Source organism: Novosphingobium sp. PhB165 (genome assembly GCF_004341845.1).
Taxonomy (GTDB): Bacteria; Pseudomonadota; Alphaproteobacteria; order Sphingomonadales; family Sphingomonadaceae; genus Novosphingobium.
Genome location: NZ_SLVB01000001.1, coordinates 1019034 through 1035519 on the forward strand (window position 1 = coordinate 1019034; position 16486 = coordinate 1035519).

10 protein-coding genes are annotated in these 16486 nt (G+C 63.5%); 4 read left to right on the forward strand and 6 right to left on the reverse strand.

The features are described from left to right. Nucleotides 1-173: 173 nt before the first annotated feature. Nucleotides 174-1145 (reverse strand): enoyl-CoA hydratase/isomerase family protein, encoded by a 972-nt coding sequence (locus tag EDF56_RS04860; RefSeq protein ID WP_132385550.1) that lies wholly within the window; start codon nucleotides 1143-1145, stop codon nucleotides 174-176. A gap of 164 nt (nucleotides 1146-1309) precedes the next feature. Here EDF56_RS04860 and EDF56_RS04865 point away from each other — a divergent pair, with 164 nt between their 5' ends. Next, entirely contained in the window at nucleotides 1310-2377 is a 1068-nt protein-coding gene (locus EDF56_RS04865; RefSeq protein ID WP_243652383.1) for an AraC family transcriptional regulator, read from the forward strand. A gap of 124 nt (nucleotides 2378-2501) precedes the next feature. Here the strand turns inward: EDF56_RS04865 and EDF56_RS04870 are convergent, their stop codons facing one another. From EDF56_RS04870 to EDF56_RS04880, 3 genes are all read right to left on the reverse strand, one after another. Beyond that, entirely contained in the window at nucleotides 2502-3587 is a 1086-nt protein-coding gene (locus tag EDF56_RS04870; protein ID WP_243652384.1) for an alpha/beta hydrolase, read from the reverse strand. A 110-nt stretch (nucleotides 3588-3697) separates the two neighbouring features. After that, the gene (locus EDF56_RS04875; protein WP_132385551.1) at nucleotides 3698-6247 is read right to left on the reverse strand and encodes a transglycosylase domain-containing protein; all 2550 of its coding nucleotides are present in this window, start codon (nucleotides 6245-6247) and stop codon (nucleotides 3698-3700) included. An 89-nt stretch (nucleotides 6248-6336) separates the two neighbouring features. Beyond that, nucleotides 6337-7206, reverse strand: coding sequence for an N-acetylmuramoyl-L-alanine amidase (locus tag EDF56_RS04880; protein ID WP_132385552.1), 870 nt, complete (start codon nucleotides 7204-7206; stop codon nucleotides 6337-6339). 719 nt (nucleotides 7207-7925) lie between these two features. Here EDF56_RS04880 and EDF56_RS04885 point away from each other — a divergent pair. Continuing rightward, on the forward strand, nucleotides 7926-10763 hold the full coding sequence (locus EDF56_RS04885; protein ID WP_132385553.1) for a ribonuclease E/G: 2838 nt from the start codon (nucleotides 7926-7928) through the stop codon (nucleotides 10761-10763). 123 nt (nucleotides 10764-10886) lie between these two features. Here EDF56_RS04885 and EDF56_RS04890 read toward each other — a convergent pair whose 3' ends face one another. Then, nucleotides 10887-11171: a DUF4242 domain-containing protein gene (locus EDF56_RS04890; protein ID WP_243652385.1), complete on the reverse strand. Its 285-nt coding sequence runs from the start codon at nucleotides 11169-11171 to the stop codon at nucleotides 10887-10889. Between the two features lie 295 nt (nucleotides 11172-11466). On the opposite strand from EDF56_RS04890, the gene EDF56_RS04895 reads away from it, so the two are divergent. Beyond that, complete coding sequence (locus EDF56_RS04895; RefSeq protein WP_132385554.1) at nucleotides 11467-12246, forward strand: succinate dehydrogenase iron-sulfur subunit; 780 nt, start codon at nucleotides 11467-11469, stop codon at nucleotides 12244-12246. Between the two features lie 157 nt (nucleotides 12247-12403). After that, the gene (zapE, locus tag EDF56_RS04900; protein WP_132385555.1) at nucleotides 12404-13519 is read left to right on the forward strand and encodes a cell division protein ZapE; all 1116 of its coding nucleotides are present in this window, start codon (nucleotides 12404-12406) and stop codon (nucleotides 13517-13519) included. A 534-nt stretch (nucleotides 13520-14053) separates the two neighbouring features. On the opposite strand, the gene EDF56_RS04905 is transcribed toward zapE, so the two are convergent. Further along, the gene (locus EDF56_RS04905; protein WP_243652386.1) at nucleotides 14054-16381 is read right to left on the reverse strand and encodes an EAL domain-containing protein; all 2328 of its coding nucleotides are present in this window, start codon (nucleotides 16379-16381) and stop codon (nucleotides 14054-14056) included. Between the last annotated feature and the right edge of the window lie 105 nt (nucleotides 16382-16486).

The window sequence follows — 16486 nt, forward strand, 5'->3', positions numbered from 1 at the left end:
GCCGACTGCTGACGGTCTCGCAAGCTCTCGATGAACCTATCATCAGAACGCGCCGCAACTCTACATCTCATGCACCGCAATCTGCAATGCGTGCATATATTGGCCGAAGCTGCAATTTGATGCGTCTGGCGCAGCCGCGCGCGGCTTGTTCGCGCACGGCTGCGGGCCCAAAATCAGCCCTTCCGGCCCTTCATCGAGAGACGCCATTCGGGCGGATAGTTCTCGTCATGGCCCTTCACGACTTTGCCGATACCCTGCTTGAACGTGCTGCCCTTGCCGAGATTGACGTCGTTCTCGCCATCGTCCTTCATCAGCGGCAGCATGCCTTCCAGCCAGCCGGTGAGCAGGCTGCCCATATATTCGCCGCGATACTGCTTGTAGGCTTCGATGAAGGTCTTCTGCGCCACCACCACGTCGGTCGGGCGGGTGATCGAGCAAGCGTGCGCATACTTGGCGGTCTCCGCCTCCAGCTTGTCGCGCGGGACGACCGAATTCACGAAATTGCAGTTGTTCATCTCGTCCGCCGTGAACGGGCGGCCGGTGAACAGCATTTCCGAGAAACGGCGCAGGCCGACCATCTCCAGCCACTGCCACATGCGCGGGCCCCAGCCGGCGTAGCGGAACGAGGGATGACCGAAGAGCGCATCGTCGGACGAGACGATGATGTCCGCATCGGCGCACTGATAGAAGTGCCAGCCATAGCAATAGCCCTTGGCCTCGATGATCGAGATCTTCTTGAATTCCTGAAGCGGGCGGTTCCCCGAACGCGCCTTGGCGTAATAGTCGGTCAGGCCGTGGAGATAGCGGAACGAACCCGGCGGCGGGTACTTCACGTCCGGATCCTCGATCTCCAGATCGACAAGGAAACCGTCGCCCGGCTGCGGATTCAGGTAGAGATCGCCATGCTCGTCGAGATCGCCGCCGCTGCCGAGATGATCGCCCATGCCGCGGATCACCAGCACTTTCACGTCGTCGTCGATGTTCGCCTTGAACACCAGCTCGCCAAAGCGCGCGCGCATGCCGATTGTGGCGGTATTGTGCTTTTCCAGACGGTTGAACGTGATCGTGGCGATCTTGGTAACGGGGTCCTTCTCGTAGAGGACATGCTGTTCGGCGACCTTCTTGTGGTCGGCAATCGTCTTCATGGTTCTCTCCCATTCTCCCGCATGGCGCCAAAGCTGACCCCCGGGGCTTGCCCGAGTGCTGCCACAGGCAAGGCAAGGGGGATTGGCATTAGGCGCGGCATTCTCGATATTGGATGCGCGACATGAAGAGGCGGAACTGCCCGAAATACATGCGCGAGAGGACGATGCCGAAAAGGACGCCGATGGACCGCAACAGCTTCTTCAGCCTCGATGGCCCTCTGGATGTCACACCCAGCGGCGGCCAAGTGCGCGCGGCCAATTTCGCGGGGCTCGCCAATCTGGCGCGCAGCCACGGCCGCGATGCGCGCGGCATTGTCGAGCGGCACGGCATGGAAGCGCGCGTGCTGACCGATCCGGAAAGCCTGATCGCCCCGCAGCAAGTGGCGGACACTTTCGAATATTGCAGCGCGATCTTCGACGATCCGCTGTTCGGTCTCCACTTCGGCTCGATGCAGGATCCGGAAGTATTCGGCTGCGTCACCGCGCTGTGCCGCGCCGCCCCCACCGTGCGCGCAGGCATTCGCTGCCTGATCGAGTTCCTGCCGGTGGTCCACGCCCCCGATTGCGAGGTCGTGCTGATCGAGGGCCGCGAAACCGCCGAACTGACCTGGCTGGTGAACACCGATATCGGCCTCAACGATCAGGCCAATTATCAGGCCGCCATGCTCAACCTGAAGCTGCTGCAAGCGATCGGCGGGCCCGCGTTCCGGCCGAACTGGGTGAGTCTTTCGGCCGATCCACGTTCCAGCGACCTGCCGGAAATCGAGAAACTGCTGGGCTGCAAGGTGCGCGGTCATTCGCCGCGCAATTCGGTGGCCTTCCCGGTGCGCACGCTGGAACAACCGGTGCCGAGCGCCAACCGGCTGCTCTACAAGCTGCTGGGGTCCTATCTCCAGCAGGTAAAGTCGTCCCACAGTCCTTCGATCGTCGACAAGGTCAACAGCTACATTCGCGGCGCGCTCGCCTCGGGAAGCTGCTCGATCGAGCGCTGCGCGGAAAAAACCGGGATCTCGGTGCGGACCCTGCAATCGCGGCTGGCCGAGCAGGGGGTGCGCTTCTCCGAACTCGTCGAGAAGCAGCGCGAGGCGCTTGCCCGCGCCCACCTTGCCGACCGCCGCCTGTCTTTGGACGAGATCGCCGACCGGCTAGGCTATGGCGAACAGACCAGCTTCGGCCGCGCATTCAAGCGCTGGACCGGCATCACCCCGCAGCAATTCCGAGCTGGGTCCTGATTGAAGCGAAGGCAATACGCGCCTTCGCTCTACCCCCCAATCCCCGTCGTCCCCGCGAAGGCGGGGACCCCGCTTTTCTTCAAGCAACACGTCGCCCCCGCCAAGCGAGGGCGACGCCTGAAACCTACTTCTTCTCCACTTCCGTCAGCATGACTTTCGCCAGCGTCAGGAAATTCTCGGTATCCTGCTGGGCCGAGGGGATATCCTTGCGGAACGTGGTGAAGCCGTGGACCAGCCCCCTGCCCTCGTAATAGACCGTCGGCACCCCGGCCTCGACCAGCTTGGCGGCATAGGCGCGGCCCTGATCGCGCAGCGGATCGAGCCCGGCGGTCACCAGAACGGTCGGCGGCAGGCCCTTGAGATCGCCCAGAAGCGGCGACGTGCGCAAGCTCTTCGGATCGGCCGCATAGTGCTTGCGGAACAGGTCCGTCGAACTCTTGTCCAGCCCGTAGCCGTTGGCGAACAGATGTGTGGAGGGATAGTCGCCGACGAAATCCGTCGCCGGATAGATCGGCACTTGCATGATGACCGGAACCGCCGCCGGCTTGTCGCGCAGGGCAGCGGCGACGATCAGCGTCAGGTTGCCGCCTGCGCTGTCCCCGCTGAGCACCAGTCCGGTGACGTCGCGGCCCAGCGCCTTGCCATTGGCGGCGACCCACCGGGCGGCGGCTTCGCCGTCGTCCGGCGCGGCGGGCCAGGGATTCTCGGGCGCAAGACGATATTCGACCGAGACCACCGGCAGGTCGAGACGGCGGGCGATTTCGGCCGCCAGCGCGGCATGGGTATCGATGCTGCCGAGAATGTAGCCGCCGCCGTGATAGAACACGAGCACCGGCCCGGGTCCCCGCTGGGCGCGTGCATCGAACAGGCGCAGCTTGATGGGGCCCGCGGGTCCGGGCATCTCAAGATCCTTGCTCACCGCGATCTCGCCCACCGGCACGTCGCGCGACGGCAGGGCGCCGGGTGGAAGCTTGCGGATCTGCGCCAGCACTTCGGCGGTCATCGCCGGCAGGGGATGGGCCTCCTGCGCCTTCAGATAGGCTGCCACATCCGGGCGAATATATGGCGTATCGGCGGTTGCAGCGGCCGCTGTCAAAGTGGCGGCGGGCGCATCGGCCAGCGCCGGACTCAATGGCACCAGCGCCGCAGCAGCGAGCGCCATAGCCAGAGCAGACTTCCGGTAACCCCCTGCACGATCGATCTTATTCATCGATGGATCCTCTCCCTGTTCCGGAAGCGATCCTAACCACGCTAGGTGTAACTGGCGAGACGGCCCGGGCAATCGCTTGCCCGGGCCGTCAAATCATCCATCTCGGACAGTCAGTAAACTCCGCCCTGTTCCTCGACGAAGTCGGTCGTGTCGCCGGAATTGGCGCCTGCCGCAGCTTCGCGCACATCGCGGGCATGGCGGATTTCGGCCACGAGCGCATCGCGGCGGCGGGTGAACTCATCCTCGGGCGTATACTGGCGTGGTTCCGTGTCGGGCTTGAAGGCCTCCCAGATCACCGCAGCCTTGGGATCGTCGCTGGGCTCCACGCCCATGACCCGCTTGCCGGTCACGCGATCGATCCGGACCATGCGGATGCCGGCGGGCGCGATGAACGGCTGCATCGACCAGCGCGGGCGCGTGGTATCGACGACCTGCTTGAAGATCGGTGCCGCAATGCGGCCACCCTGCGCATAACCGCCCAGCGAGCGCGGGTTGTCGTAACCGAGGTAGACGCCGCCGATATAGTCCTGCGTGCCGCCCACGAACCACACGTCGGTCGGGCCGTTGGTCGTGCCGGTCTTGCCGAACAGCGGCATGTTGAGTTCGCGCAGGCGCGCGGCGGTACCGCGCGTGACCACGCCCTCCAGCATGTGGACGACCTGAAACGCCGTAGGCGCATCAAGCACTTGCTTGCCGCGACGATCCACGCGCGGCATCGGCTTGCCGTCCCATTCGGGCATGTTGCAGGTATCGCAGCGGCGATTGTCCGACTTCCAGATGACCTTGCCGTTGCGGTCCTGAATGTAGTCGATCGGCGAGGACTGGAACTGCACGCCATTGTTGGCCAGCGCCGAGTAGGCATTGACCATACGCGCGACCGTGGTTTCGCCCGCGCCGAGCGCGAAGGACAGGTAAGGCTTGAAATCGCCGATGCCGACGTTGTGGAACGTCTTGATAACGCGCGGCATGCCGGTGTCGTTGGCGATGCGCACGGTCATCAGGTTGCGCGACTGTTCGAGGCCCCAGCGCATGGTGTGGCTGCCCGCCCCGCCCTCGTTGCCGAAGTTGCGGAAGCATTTGTCGCCCAGCGCCGCGCCCTGATAGACGCAGAACGTGCCGTCCAGCACCTGCGTCGCCGGGGTCATGCCGTACTGGAGTGCGGTGGCATAGACGAAGGGCTTGATCGTCGAGCCCGGCTGCCGCTCGGCCTGAACCGCGCGGTTGAACGAATCGAGCCCGGCATCGAAACCGCCCTGCATGGCGACGATGCGGCCGCTGCCCGGCTCCTGCATCATCATGCCGCCCGAAACCTCCGGGATCGTCCGCAGCGCATAAGTCCCGGCACCGACCGGGGCGACGGCAACGATGTCACCCGGCCGCGCCGCATCCGCGACATTGGCAAGCGTGCCCACATTGCCATCGGAGAAGCCGACGCGCCCGGTGCTGCCCGAACGGTCAAGGATGATGCCGACGCGCCAGTCCTTGTAATCGATCGTCTTGTTGGCGACGATCAGCTGGGTCTGCCAGTTCTCAAGATCGTCGACATGCGCGATCGGATGCGCCCATTCGCGATTGCCCTGATAGTTGAGCAGGCCCGCGCGCAGCGAGTCGCGCACCGCCTTCTGCATCTCGGTATCGAGCGAGGTCCGCACCCAGAGACCGCCCGCATAGACGCTGTTGGGGCCATCCTCGGCCTTTTCGCCATACTGGTCGATCAGGCGGCGGCGCACTTCCTCGATGAAATAGGCGTTGGCGGTGTCGTAAGTCTCGACGCGGCGGGGAATCAGGCCGAGCGGCTGCGCCTTGGCGGCATCGGCATCGGCGCGCGTCGCCCAGCCGTTCGACACCATCTGGTCGAGCACCCAGTTACGGCGATTGATCGCCATTTCCTCGTACTGCTTGCGGCCATAGCGCTCGGGCGCCTTGGGCAGGATCGCGAGGAACGCCGCCTCATGGAGGTCAAGCTGGTCCACGTCCTTGCCGAAATAAGCGCGCGCCGCCGCCTGCACGCCGAAGCTCTGACGGCCGAGCGGAATCTCGTTGAGGTAGAGTTCGAGGATCTGCTGCTTGGTCAGCACGCCCTCGATCCGCCGCGCCAGGATCATTTCCTTGAGCTTGCGGGTGACCGAATACTCGTCGCCGATCAGGATGTTCTTGGCGACCTGCTGGGTGATCGTCGAACCGCCACGCGCACGCCCGCCCGAGCCGAGCTTGGACGCATAGTCGACAACCGCGCCGGCAAGACCGCCGAAATCGACGCCGCCGTGGGTCCAGAACGTCTTGTCCTCGGCCGAGAGAAAAGCATCGACCAGCTTGGGCGGGAAATCGACGTAACGCAGCTGCACGCGGCGCTCGCGGGCATAGCTGTAGACGATCTCGCCATCGACGCCGCGCACCATGGTCGGCAGCGGCGGCTGGTATTCGAGCAGCTTGTTGGCGTCGGGCAGGCCATAGCCGATGGCAATGTAGCTCCCGCCAAGCACGATGGCGCCCGCTGCGGCCAGATAGCCGAAGCGGCGGAACCACTTGCGCTCGCGCCAGGTCTTGCGCAGCCCCGCAAGGCGACCGGAAATGGCGGCACGGGCACCCCCACGGCGCAGGCGGAAGTGAGCATCCCCGGGGTTCTGCTCGGCGCCGTTTTCGCTGATATCGTCAGTCATTGCGACCGCCCTCTAGCATGGGGATTTTGTGCTAGGCCAGACAGGACACGATCCGCCGCGCGCTTTTCGCGTCGGACGATGCCCATCCGTCACGCCCCGGCCCGGCGCGCGAACCACGCCCGGACCGCTCGCGCGGCCGCTTCCGCAAGCTGTTGCTGCCCTTGGTGCGAGCCCAGAAAGCGCGCATCGTCCGGGTTGTTGATGTATCCGGTTTCAAACAGGACCGAGGGGATATCCGGCGCCTTGAGCACGGCCAGCGCGGCTGTCTCGATCTGGTCATGGTGCAATCCCAGCCCGCCATCCTGCATCTCGCGCAAAATAAGACCGGCGAACTGGCTCGACCCCTGTTGCGCACCGCGCTGCGAGAGATCGAGCAGGATCGCGCCGACATCTTGGCTGGTCTGCGTGAGCGTCACGCCATTGACCTTGCCCGACTGGTTTTCGCGCGCGGCGAAGCGCTCGGCCGCCTCGCTCGATCCGCGTTCGGACAGGACGTAGACGCTCGCACCGCGTGCGCCGTCGCTTTCGGCGCTGTCGGCGTGGATGGACAGGAACAGGTCGGCATTGAGCCGGCGGGCGATGTCCGGTCTGTCGGCCAGCGCGATGAAACGGTCCGTGTCGCGCGTCAGCGCCACGCGAATGCCGCCCGCTGCCAATAGCTTCTCACGGATCGCCAGCGCGACCTGAAGCGCCACCGTCTTCTCGCGCAAGTCGCCCTGCCCGGCGCCCGGATCGAAACCGCCGTGACCGGGATCGATCACTACCAGCGGGCGGCTCGCATCCGCAGGGCCATCGACGCGCGGAAGGTTCACCGGCGCATCGGCGGTCGGCAGGTCGAAGCGGACGACATATTCGAGATCGCGCGCAGAAACCGCCAAACGCGGATAGAGCACAGGCAACGCCGCCAGCAGCGCCAGAGGCGCCGACAGGAGGAGAAGCAATTGCAGCCTGCGCGACATGGGCCTGTGACTAGGCGGCGGCAATGCGCTCGGCAATCCCGCAGGACCACGCTTTCCCCCGGTTATCGGCGGAAAAACTTGTTGCGCCGGCAACCCGCCCTGCCCCGCCGAACCGGCCAATATTCCCAGGCCATCCAACAGGCTCCCCCATGCAATGAAAGCATGGCAATGACCTTGCCGTGCAAGGCTATGAATGCTAGGCGTTTCGGCCCGGGCCCATAAAACTTCCGGTCCAAGCAATTCGGCAAGTGCATGCCTACATGCCGCCGGACAGGACCGAAGAAGCCAGTACCCGGTTGCAAGATCCGGATGAATTCTGTCCGGAACGAACAGGTTGATGCGAGAGATGAGAAGCCAATTGCCGCCCTGCAAGCCGACGCCCGAAGGGGCGTGGGCAGCGTGGCTGCAATTTTCCGCGTATCCAAGATCGCATTCCGGATCACTGCGCGAACTCACTCTGGCAGACACGCTCACGTCCGCAGGCACGCCATTCGGCATGCCCGCAAGGACGATAGACAACAGAGTCGCATCCCGGGAGCCAAACGGCCCCGACTTCACCTTTACCCCCGTCCGCGCCGACGTGAGCCCAATTTCGGGTTCTGTCTCATCAGGCCTCGCTGGATACAGCGGCGCTGATGCCAAGGCTGCGGACATCATCGAACAGGATCGCGCCGTCACCGCCTTCGAGGCCGGGACCGAGCGCGCATGGAGAATACACAATGGCAACGCGCATGCTCATCGATGCGCGCCACCCGGAAGAAACGCGGGTGGCGGTACTCAAGGGAAATCGCATTGAAGAGTTCGATTTCGAATCGGCCGACAGGAAGCAGATAAAGGGCAATATCTACCTGGCGAAGGTTACCCGCGTGGAACCTTCGCTTCAGGCAGCGTTCGTCGATTTCGGCGGCAATCGCCACGGCTTCCTGGCCTTCAGCGAAATTCACCCCGACTATTACCAGATCCCCAAGGAGGACCGCGAGGCCCTGCTGGCCGAAGAGGCCGCCCATGCCGAGGAAGAAGCCGCTCTGCGCGCTTCGGAAGGCGATGACGAGGACGAGGAAGGCGGCGAAGGCTACGACGATGGCGGCCTGACCGAGGTCGACACGTCCGAGAAGGACCATGTCGCCACGATCGAGGACGGCAACGTCGAGAACGGCTTCGAAACCGCGGACGAAGACGCTGCCGAGGACGAAGGCGGCGAGAATTCGAATCGTGGCCGTCGCGGCCGTGGCCGCCGTCAGGGTGGCCGCAATTCGGGCCGCTCGAAGGAAGCCGATGACCTGCGCGCCAAGCGCATGGCACTGCGCCGCCGCTACAAGATCCAGGACGTCATCCAGCGCCGCCAGGTGCTGCTGGTGCAGGTCGTCAAGGAAGAGCGCGGCAACAAGGGCGCTGCCCTCACCACCTACCTCAGCCTCGCCGGCCGCTACTGCGTGCTCATGCCGAATTCGAGCCATGGCGGCGGCATCAGCCGCAAGATCAGCTCGGCATCGGACCGCAAGCGCCTGAAGTCGATCATTGCCGAAATGGCGCTGCCCCGTTCGATGGGCTGCATCGTGCGCACCGCCGGCCTCCAGCGCACCAAGACCGAGATCAAGCGCGACTTCGACTACCTCGCCCGCCTGTGGGACGAGCTGCGCGAACAGACGATGCGCTCGGCCGCTCCGGCGCTGATCCATTCGGACAGCGACCTCATCAAGCGCGCCATCCGCGACATCTACAATCGCGACATCGAGGAAGTGATCGTCGAGGGCGAGGAAGGCTACCGCGCGGCGAAGGACTTCATGAAGCTCCTGATGCCCAGCCACGGCCGCAAGGTTAAGCCTTACGCCGATCCGGTTCCGCTGTTCCAGCGCTTCGGCGCCGAAGACCAGCTGACCGCGATGTACGACCCGGTCGTGCAGCTGCGTTCGGGTGGCTATATCGTCATCAATCCGACCGAGGCGCTGGTCTCGATCGACATCAACTCGGGCCGCGCCACCAAGGAGCACGGGATCGAGCAGACGGCGGTCGCCACCAACCTCGAAGCCGCGCAGGAAATCGCCCGCCAGCTTCGCCTGCGCGACATGGCAGGCCTCGTCGTCATCGACTTCATCGACATGGAGTACGGCTCCAACGTCCGCAAGGTCGAGAAGGCGATGAAGGAAGCCCTAAAGAACGACCGCGCGCGCATTCAGGTCGGCCGCATTTCCAGCTTCGGCCTGATGGAAATGAGCCGCCAGCGCCTGCGCACCGGCGTTCTGGAAGCGACCACGCGTTCGTGCCCGCACTGCGACGGTACCGGCCTCGTCCGCACCGCCAGCTCGGCAGGTCTCTCAGCGCTGCGTCTCATTGAAGACGAAGCCGCCAAGGGCAAGGGCATCGTCGTGTCGCTCTTCGCATCGACCGAAGCGGCGATCTACCTGCTCAACGCCAAGCGTACCGACCTTGCCGATATCGAGGATCGTTACGGCGTCACTGTCGAAGTGATCCCCGAAGGCGAGAACGAAGGCGCGAAGATGCGCGTCGTTTCCTCGGGCCCGCGCAACGACTTCGTGCCGCGCTTCGAACCCATCGCCGAGGAGGTCGAGGACGACTTCATCGACGACGAGGAGGAGTTCGAGGAAGAAGAAGCCCGCGAGGAATCGCGCGGCCGTGACGGCGGCGACGACGCCAATGGCGAAGGCGGCTCGCGCCGCAAGCGCCGCAAGCGCCGTCGGGGCCGCAACCGCGACCGTGGTGACGAGCAGACCTCCGAGGACGCTGAAGGCGAAAACGAAGCCGACGACAGCGACGCTGACGAAGGCGCCGAAGAGAGCAACGAAGCCGAGGCCGAAGGCGAAGAGGGCATTGCCCCCGCAGCCGAGGACGAGGATGGCGAAGCTCCCCGCAAGCGCCGCCGCCGTGGTGGCCGTCGCCGTCGTAACCGCCGCAACGGCGAGAATGGCGAGCACGGCAGCGAAAACGGTGAGGCGAGCGAAGGCTCCGAAGACGGTTCGTACGAAGACGACGCTTATGACGCCCCGGCGGAAGCAGTCGTAGTCGTCGAAGCGATCGCCGAGCCGGTTGCAGCCGAAGCCGAGGAAGCCCCGAAGCCGAAGCGCACGCGCCGCAAGAAGGCCGATGCCGTGGCGGACGCCCCGGCAGCCGCCGAGCCGGTTGCGGTCGAAGCGGAAGCCGAGGAAGCGCCTGCGCCCGCAGCGGAAAAGCCGAAGCGCACGCGCCGCAAGAAGGCCGAGCCTGCTGAAGCCGCTGCTGCCGTCGTGACCGAGGTTGCTGCCGAGGAAGCGCCGGCTGTCGCAGCGGAAAAGCCCAAGCGCACGCGCCGCAAGAAGGCCGAGCCTGCCGAAGCCGTCACTGAGGAAGCACCCGCTCCCGCAGCGGAAAAGCCGAAGCGCACGCGCCGCAAGAAGGCCGAACCTGCCGAAGCAACGGCTGAAGCCCCGGCCGAGCCGGTCGCCGAAGCCGCCCCGGCCACCGCTCCGGCAGTCGAGGAAGCCACGGTATCGGCCGGTGAAGACGGCGGCGACGACTCCTCGCCGCGTCGCGGCTGGTGGCAGCGCACGTTCGGCAACTGATCCGGCCAGGGGAGCGTAAACCGCTCCTCTCCGGCACCACAGCCGACATGAACAGGGCCCCGCATGGCAACATGCGGGGCCCTTTCGTTTGCGCCGAGAATCAAGCCGACGAAAATTCTGTATTCAGACCATGCAGTTGCGCTCGGTGGTGGGATCGATCATCCCGACCACTTCGGTGATCTTGTTGGCGGGAAAGCCCGATTTCTCGGCATGCTTGCGGATCTTATCCTCGCTCTCGGCAAGGTAGATACAGAACGTCTTGTCGGCGGTGACATAGGAATGCTCCCACTGAATTCCGGGTATTTCCGCCAGAGCATCGTTCGACACTTTAGTCGCGCCGCCCAGTTCCGGGGCGCTCATGCTGCCCACGCCCGGCAAGTCCCGCTCGATCACATATCGCTTCAACATCGCCAGAATCCTTCCGTTCACAAGCCGGACAGGGCCGAGCGAGACTCGCCGCGTTCGCGGATCGGGGCCGCCCTGCCCTTGCCTCCACACGCAGATTACCGCGAAAAGGCCGCGATTTCGTCATGCGAATTCGAGGGAGACGCGCTTGCAAGCCCGCTCTGCGCTTGCATTTCACGCCGTGGCGCATGCAATCCGCCACGGCGCGTACACTTGCCCTTGCTCCGCGCCGCTGAATCGCTAGAGGGGGTCATCAGTCGCGGTTCATGCCGCAGTGCAAGATCACGGGGATTCTTTCATGGCGACCTTCACCCTCCCGGCCAACAGCAAGATCAAGAAGCAGGGCAACGTCCACAAGGCGGAAGGCGCGTCGCACGTGAAGAAGTTCACTGTGTACCGCTACGACCCCGATTCGGGCGAAAATCCGCGCTACGACACGTTCGAGATCGATCTCGACAACTGCGGCCCGATGGTTCTCGACGCGCTTATCAAGATGAAGAGCGAGCAGGATCCTTCGCTCACCTTCCGTCGTTCGTGCCGCGAAGGCATCTGCGGTTCGTGCGCGATGAACATCAACGGCTCGAACGGCCTCGCCTGCACCACCGCAATCGAGGACCTCAAGGGCGATATCCGCATCACCCCGCTGCCGCACATGGAAGTCATCAAGGACCTCGTCCCTGATTTCACGCACTTCTACGCGCAGTATGCCTCGATTCGCCCCTGGCTCCAGACGGTTTCGACCACGCCCGGCAAGGAACGCCTCCAGAGCCCCGAACAGCGCGAAAAGCTGGACGGCCTCTACGAGTGCATTCTCTGCGCCTGCTGCTCGACCTCGTGCCCGAGCTACTGGTGGAATTCCGACAAGTTCCTGGGCCCGGCGATCCTTCTCCAGGCCTATCGCTGGCTGGCCGACAGCCGCGACGAAATGACCGGCGAGCGTCTGGACGATCTGGAAGATCCGTTCCGCCTCTACCGCTGCCACACCATCATGAACTGCGCCAACGTGTGCCCGAAGGGCCTTTCGCCCGCACGCGCGATCGCAGAGATCAAGAAGATGCAGGCAGAGCGCCAGGTCTGATCGCGCCCGATCACCTGACGGCCTGACAGAACGTGAGCCGGATTGACGCAGCGGAGTGCCGACCCGATATCCGGGTCGACATCCGCTGCGCCGCGTATCCCGCGGTGGTCCGCAAGCTTATCCTGCATCCGTCCCATTTGGCCAAGCGCACTCTGCCATGACTGCCATACTCGAACGCTATGAGACGCTGGTCGCGACCGGCGAGCTTCGCTCCGATCCGGAGCAGGCTGCCGCTGCCTTGCGGCTCGACCGCCTTCAACGCGAACTCTACAAGGCAAACGCGGCAGGCGGCCTGTTCGGCAAGCTTCTCGGCAAGAAGGCCCCGCCGCCGCGCGGTCTTTACATGTGGGGCGGCGTCGGACGCGGCAAGTCGATGCTGATGGACCTGTTCCACAACACGCTCGACATCCCCGACAAGCGCCGCATCCACTTCCATGCCTTCATGCTGGAAGTTCACGCGCGCCTGCGGGACGAGCGCAAGAAGGAAACCGGGGACCCGATCCCGCCGGTGGCTGCTGCCATCGCGCGCGACGTGCGTTGCCTCGCCTTCGACGAGATGGTCGTCAACAACTCTGCCGATGCCATGATCATGAGCCGGCTGTTCACGCACCTCATCGTCAATGAGGGTGTGACCGTGGTGACGACGTCCAACCGCGCGCCCAAGGATCTCTACAAGAACGGCCTTAACCGCGAGCACTTCCTGCCCTTCATCGACTTGATCGAGAAGGAAATGGATGTACTGACGCTCAATGGCCCGACCGACTATCGCCTGCACCGCCTTGGCGGCATGGCGACCTGGCACTATCCGCTGGGCGAAGACGCGACCGAGCAGACGCGTGAGGCCTTCTACCGCCTGACCGACTACCCGCCGGAAGACAGCGACCACGTACCATCGGCCGAACTCGATGTCGGCGGCGGGCGCATGTTGCACGTGCCCAAAAGCCTCAAGGGCGTGGGCGTCTTCAGCTTCAAACGCCTCTGCGGCGAAGCGCGTGGCGCAGCCGACTATCTGGCGGTTGCACGCGCCTATCACACCGTCATCGTCGTCGGCATTCCGAAGATGGGGCCCGACCGCCGCAACGAAGCGGCACGCTTCGTGACGCTGATCGACGCGCTCTACGAGCACAAGGTCAAGCTGATCGCCGCCGCCGACGCCCCGCCCGAGGACCTCTACGCGGCGGGAGACGGCCGCTTCGAATTCGAGCGCACGGTCAGCCGGCTTAACGAGATGCAGAGCGCCGAATATCTCGCCATGGGTCACGGCGAAGACTGATCCCCTGCCTTACCGGCGTTAACGAAGTTGCGTATCGGCCAAGTCTTGCCGGGCGAAGCCTGCTGTTAACATTTTGCAAGACTAGTAACGGCTGGTCTTTGAAGGCTCGTTAAGGTCTCGAATCCCGGCAAAAGTTAACGATCAAAGCCTTAACGATCGACTCGGTCGCAGCGACTCCGCCCGGAGACCATGCGCCGCCACACCATTCACGCACCCGGTCTAGCGCCCATTCTTCAGGCAAAATTAAAGCGCCCGATCCTTGGCAGGAAGGGCGCTGTAGGTGAAACCTATTAAAAGACCAGGTATTGAACCTGGTATTTTTCGCAGATTTCCGTCGTTTTCTTAATTTGGTTGCGGCGTTTCACAAGATGAACTTACGAAACGCCGCATGAAAGCGGAAGCTTAGCGACCGCCGAGGCCGGTCCAACCCCAGCTGTAAAGACCCTTGGTCATTGTAATTACCCCATGTGAACCACCGCTGTTTCGCGGCTGTCCAAATGGATAACAATGCGTTAAAAGGTCATCAAGACTTTTTTAACCAGTGCGCCTTGCCTCCCGGCCCTTAATTTCCGTGATAAGATCCCGGAATGGGACAGGACGGCAGACATAGTACCCCTGGATGATGTCGCAATTCATGGCCCGCAGGATCTCGAGCGCGGCCAATGTCTCCACACCTTCGGCCACGACCGTGCGGTCTTGCGAATGCGCCATCTCGACGATCGACTGCACCAGAAGGAGGTCTTCCTTGTTGGCCTCCATCGCCTGAACGAAGACCTTGTCGATCTTGACCTCGCTTGCGGGCAGGTAACGCAAGTAGTCGATCGTGGCATTGCCTGTACCGAAGTCGTCGATCGACAGCTTGAGACCGGCCTGGACCAGCTTCTGGAGCATCTGGAAGGTGCGAGAGCTGCGATCGAGCCTGTCGGTCTCGGTGATCTCCAGCGTCAGCTTCTCGGGATCGAGACCGTGCAACGCGAGGATGTCGAGGATCATGCCCGGCAGTCCGGGATTGCGCAGGAGCTGCGCCGAAATGTTGACCGAAATCGACAAATCCAGCCCCTGCCGCCGCAATTCCACCGCAGCACGCACCGCTTCGTTGACGACGAAGCGGGTAATGCGTTCGATGCGGTGGAATTCCTCGGCAATACGAATGAACTTGTCGGGGCTGATCGGCCCACGCTCCGGATGGGTCCAGCGCACCAGCGCCTCAGCCCCGGTGACACGGTTGGTCGCGACGTCGAGCTTGGGCTGATAGGCTACCCAGACCTCGCCATTGTCGATAGCGCGGTCAAGCTGGGTAAGCAGCGAAATCTCCCAGCGCGCTTCGTGCTTGTGGCTGTCGTACTTGTAGACGAGCTCATCGTTGCGCACCGCCTCTTCGGCGGATTGCATGGCGCTGGCGACGCGGCTCGATACCTGACGATCGAACTCGGAATCGATACCGCAGTTAAACGAGAGGTCGATGTCGAGCCCGCCGACCTGAATGCCATTCTGGACGATGCGGTGCAGCCCTTCGAGGTTCTCGAACAGGTCGAAAGTGCTGCGGATGGTCGAGAGCCAGAGGAACATGCCGCCTTCGTGGTAGACCACAACCTGACTGTCGCTGATGCGGATGCGCCGGACGATCTCGTGCGCGATCTGTGCCTCCACCTCGCCAGCAAAGCTGCCGATGATAGCGGCGTAGTTGCGGATCTTGAGGGCCACCAGAATCCGGTTCGACACCTCGTCGTATTTGCGCAGCGCCTGAACGCTAGGCAGGCCCGAGCCGGCATTGGTTTCGCCTGCCACCTCGATCTTGTCGAGGTGCCGCATGCGAAACACCGCCACTGCTGCCATGGCGATCGCAGGAACGACATCGACCTGAATATTCTGCCCGTCGAGAAGCAACGGAATAGCTATGAGGACAACTACGAGACCCGTGAAACGATAGATATCGAGAGCCCGACCTCTGCCAACGCCTGACACAATCACTACCAGGATCAGCAAGAACGGCGGCAGCCAACCGAGTTGCATCGGCACGCCTCGCTTTAGGGTCTCAGCGGCAATTGCATGGAAAAAAGCACCCGGCGCATACCCTTGCGCGGGCAAAGGGTGCACATCGTGATACATAACCGCGCTCAGCCCGATGATCACGTCCTTGCCGCGCACGACCCGTGGGTCGAACCTCCCCTTTAGCACATCGACGTAGCTCACCGTCGGGATGGTCGTGTATTTGATCGAATAGTCCGGCCGAAACAGATCATCCACCGAACCCGATACGCCGGCAATTCTGGCCGCCAAGCTTGGAATGCGGCCGGCCGGACTGTCGGACGCGAACGGCATGCTGATACTCAGATTGAACGGATGGTTCAGCGCAAGCAATGATACGACATCGGCATCCGCGCGATAAACGGTGGGCGGAATGGTCGCAGCGTAATTGCCGCTCGCCTGGTCGTTGCTTGGAAGCGCACCAAGGAATATCCGCCCACGGTGGGCCTTCAGTGTCTTGATGAAAGCCTCGTTCCCGGGATCATCACCTACAAAGCTGAGCGACCGATCGAAGAACACGCGCCGGGCGCCTGCGGCTAACAGGTTCTGGGTCATGGTTGCATCGTCTACCCGCGGGATGTCCGCAAGCTGCAACTCCTCCAGCGTCCGGTCATCCTGCAACACGAGGGCGATCTGCCCATCGGACGGGTGCGCCCGCAACATCGTGCGACCGTTGACGATGATATCTTCAAGCGGAAGGCCCGCGTCGCTTACGCCGAGCAGGACGCCCGTCAGCGCAGCCCAGAACACGATGCGAAATCGCGGGCTTTTCCAGATCTTGGCCAAGCGCGAAAGGATCTCAGCCACGGAACCGCCTTGGAGAATGATCTCCATCGGCACCCACACCGCGCACGGATTCGCGAGGCGCGAAAATCGCGCGCTCTGGCGTCCGATAATGGCGACCTGCTATCTTCATGCACGTCCTGCAATGGGGCCTGG

Bases quoted from the DNA above. Each gene is read 5' to 3' on its own strand.
- EDF56_RS04860 (WP_132385550.1), bottom strand. From the start codon at position 1,145: ATGAAGACGATTGCCGACCACAAGAAGGTCGCCGAACAGCATGTCCTC.
- EDF56_RS04865 (WP_243652383.1), top strand. From the start codon at position 1,310: ATGCCGAAAAGGACGCCGATGGACCGCAACAGCTTCTTCAGCCTCGAT.
- EDF56_RS04870 (WP_243652384.1), bottom strand. From the start codon at position 3,587: ATGAATAAGATCGATCGTGCAGGGGGTTACCGGAAGTCTGCTCTGGCT.
- EDF56_RS04875 (WP_132385551.1), bottom strand. From the start codon at position 6,247: ATGACTGACGATATCAGCGAAAACGGCGCCGAGCAGAACCCCGGGGAT.
- EDF56_RS04880 (WP_132385552.1), bottom strand. From the start codon at position 7,206: ATGTCGCGCAGGCTGCAATTGCTTCTCCTCCTGTCGGCGCCTCTGGCG.
- EDF56_RS04885 (WP_132385553.1), top strand. From the start codon at position 7,926: ATGGCAACGCGCATGCTCATCGATGCGCGCCACCCGGAAGAAACGCGG.
- EDF56_RS04890 (WP_243652385.1), bottom strand. From the start codon at position 11,171: ATGTTGAAGCGATATGTGATCGAGCGGGACTTGCCGGGCGTGGGCAGC.
- EDF56_RS04895 (WP_132385554.1), top strand. From the start codon at position 11,467: ATGGCGACCTTCACCCTCCCGGCCAACAGCAAGATCAAGAAGCAGGGC.
- zapE (WP_132385555.1), top strand. From the start codon at position 12,404: ATGACTGCCATACTCGAACGCTATGAGACGCTGGTCGCGACCGGCGAG.
- EDF56_RS04905 (WP_243652386.1), bottom strand. From the start codon at position 16,381: ATGGAGATCATTCTCCAAGGCGGTTCCGTGGCTGAGATCCTTTCGCGC.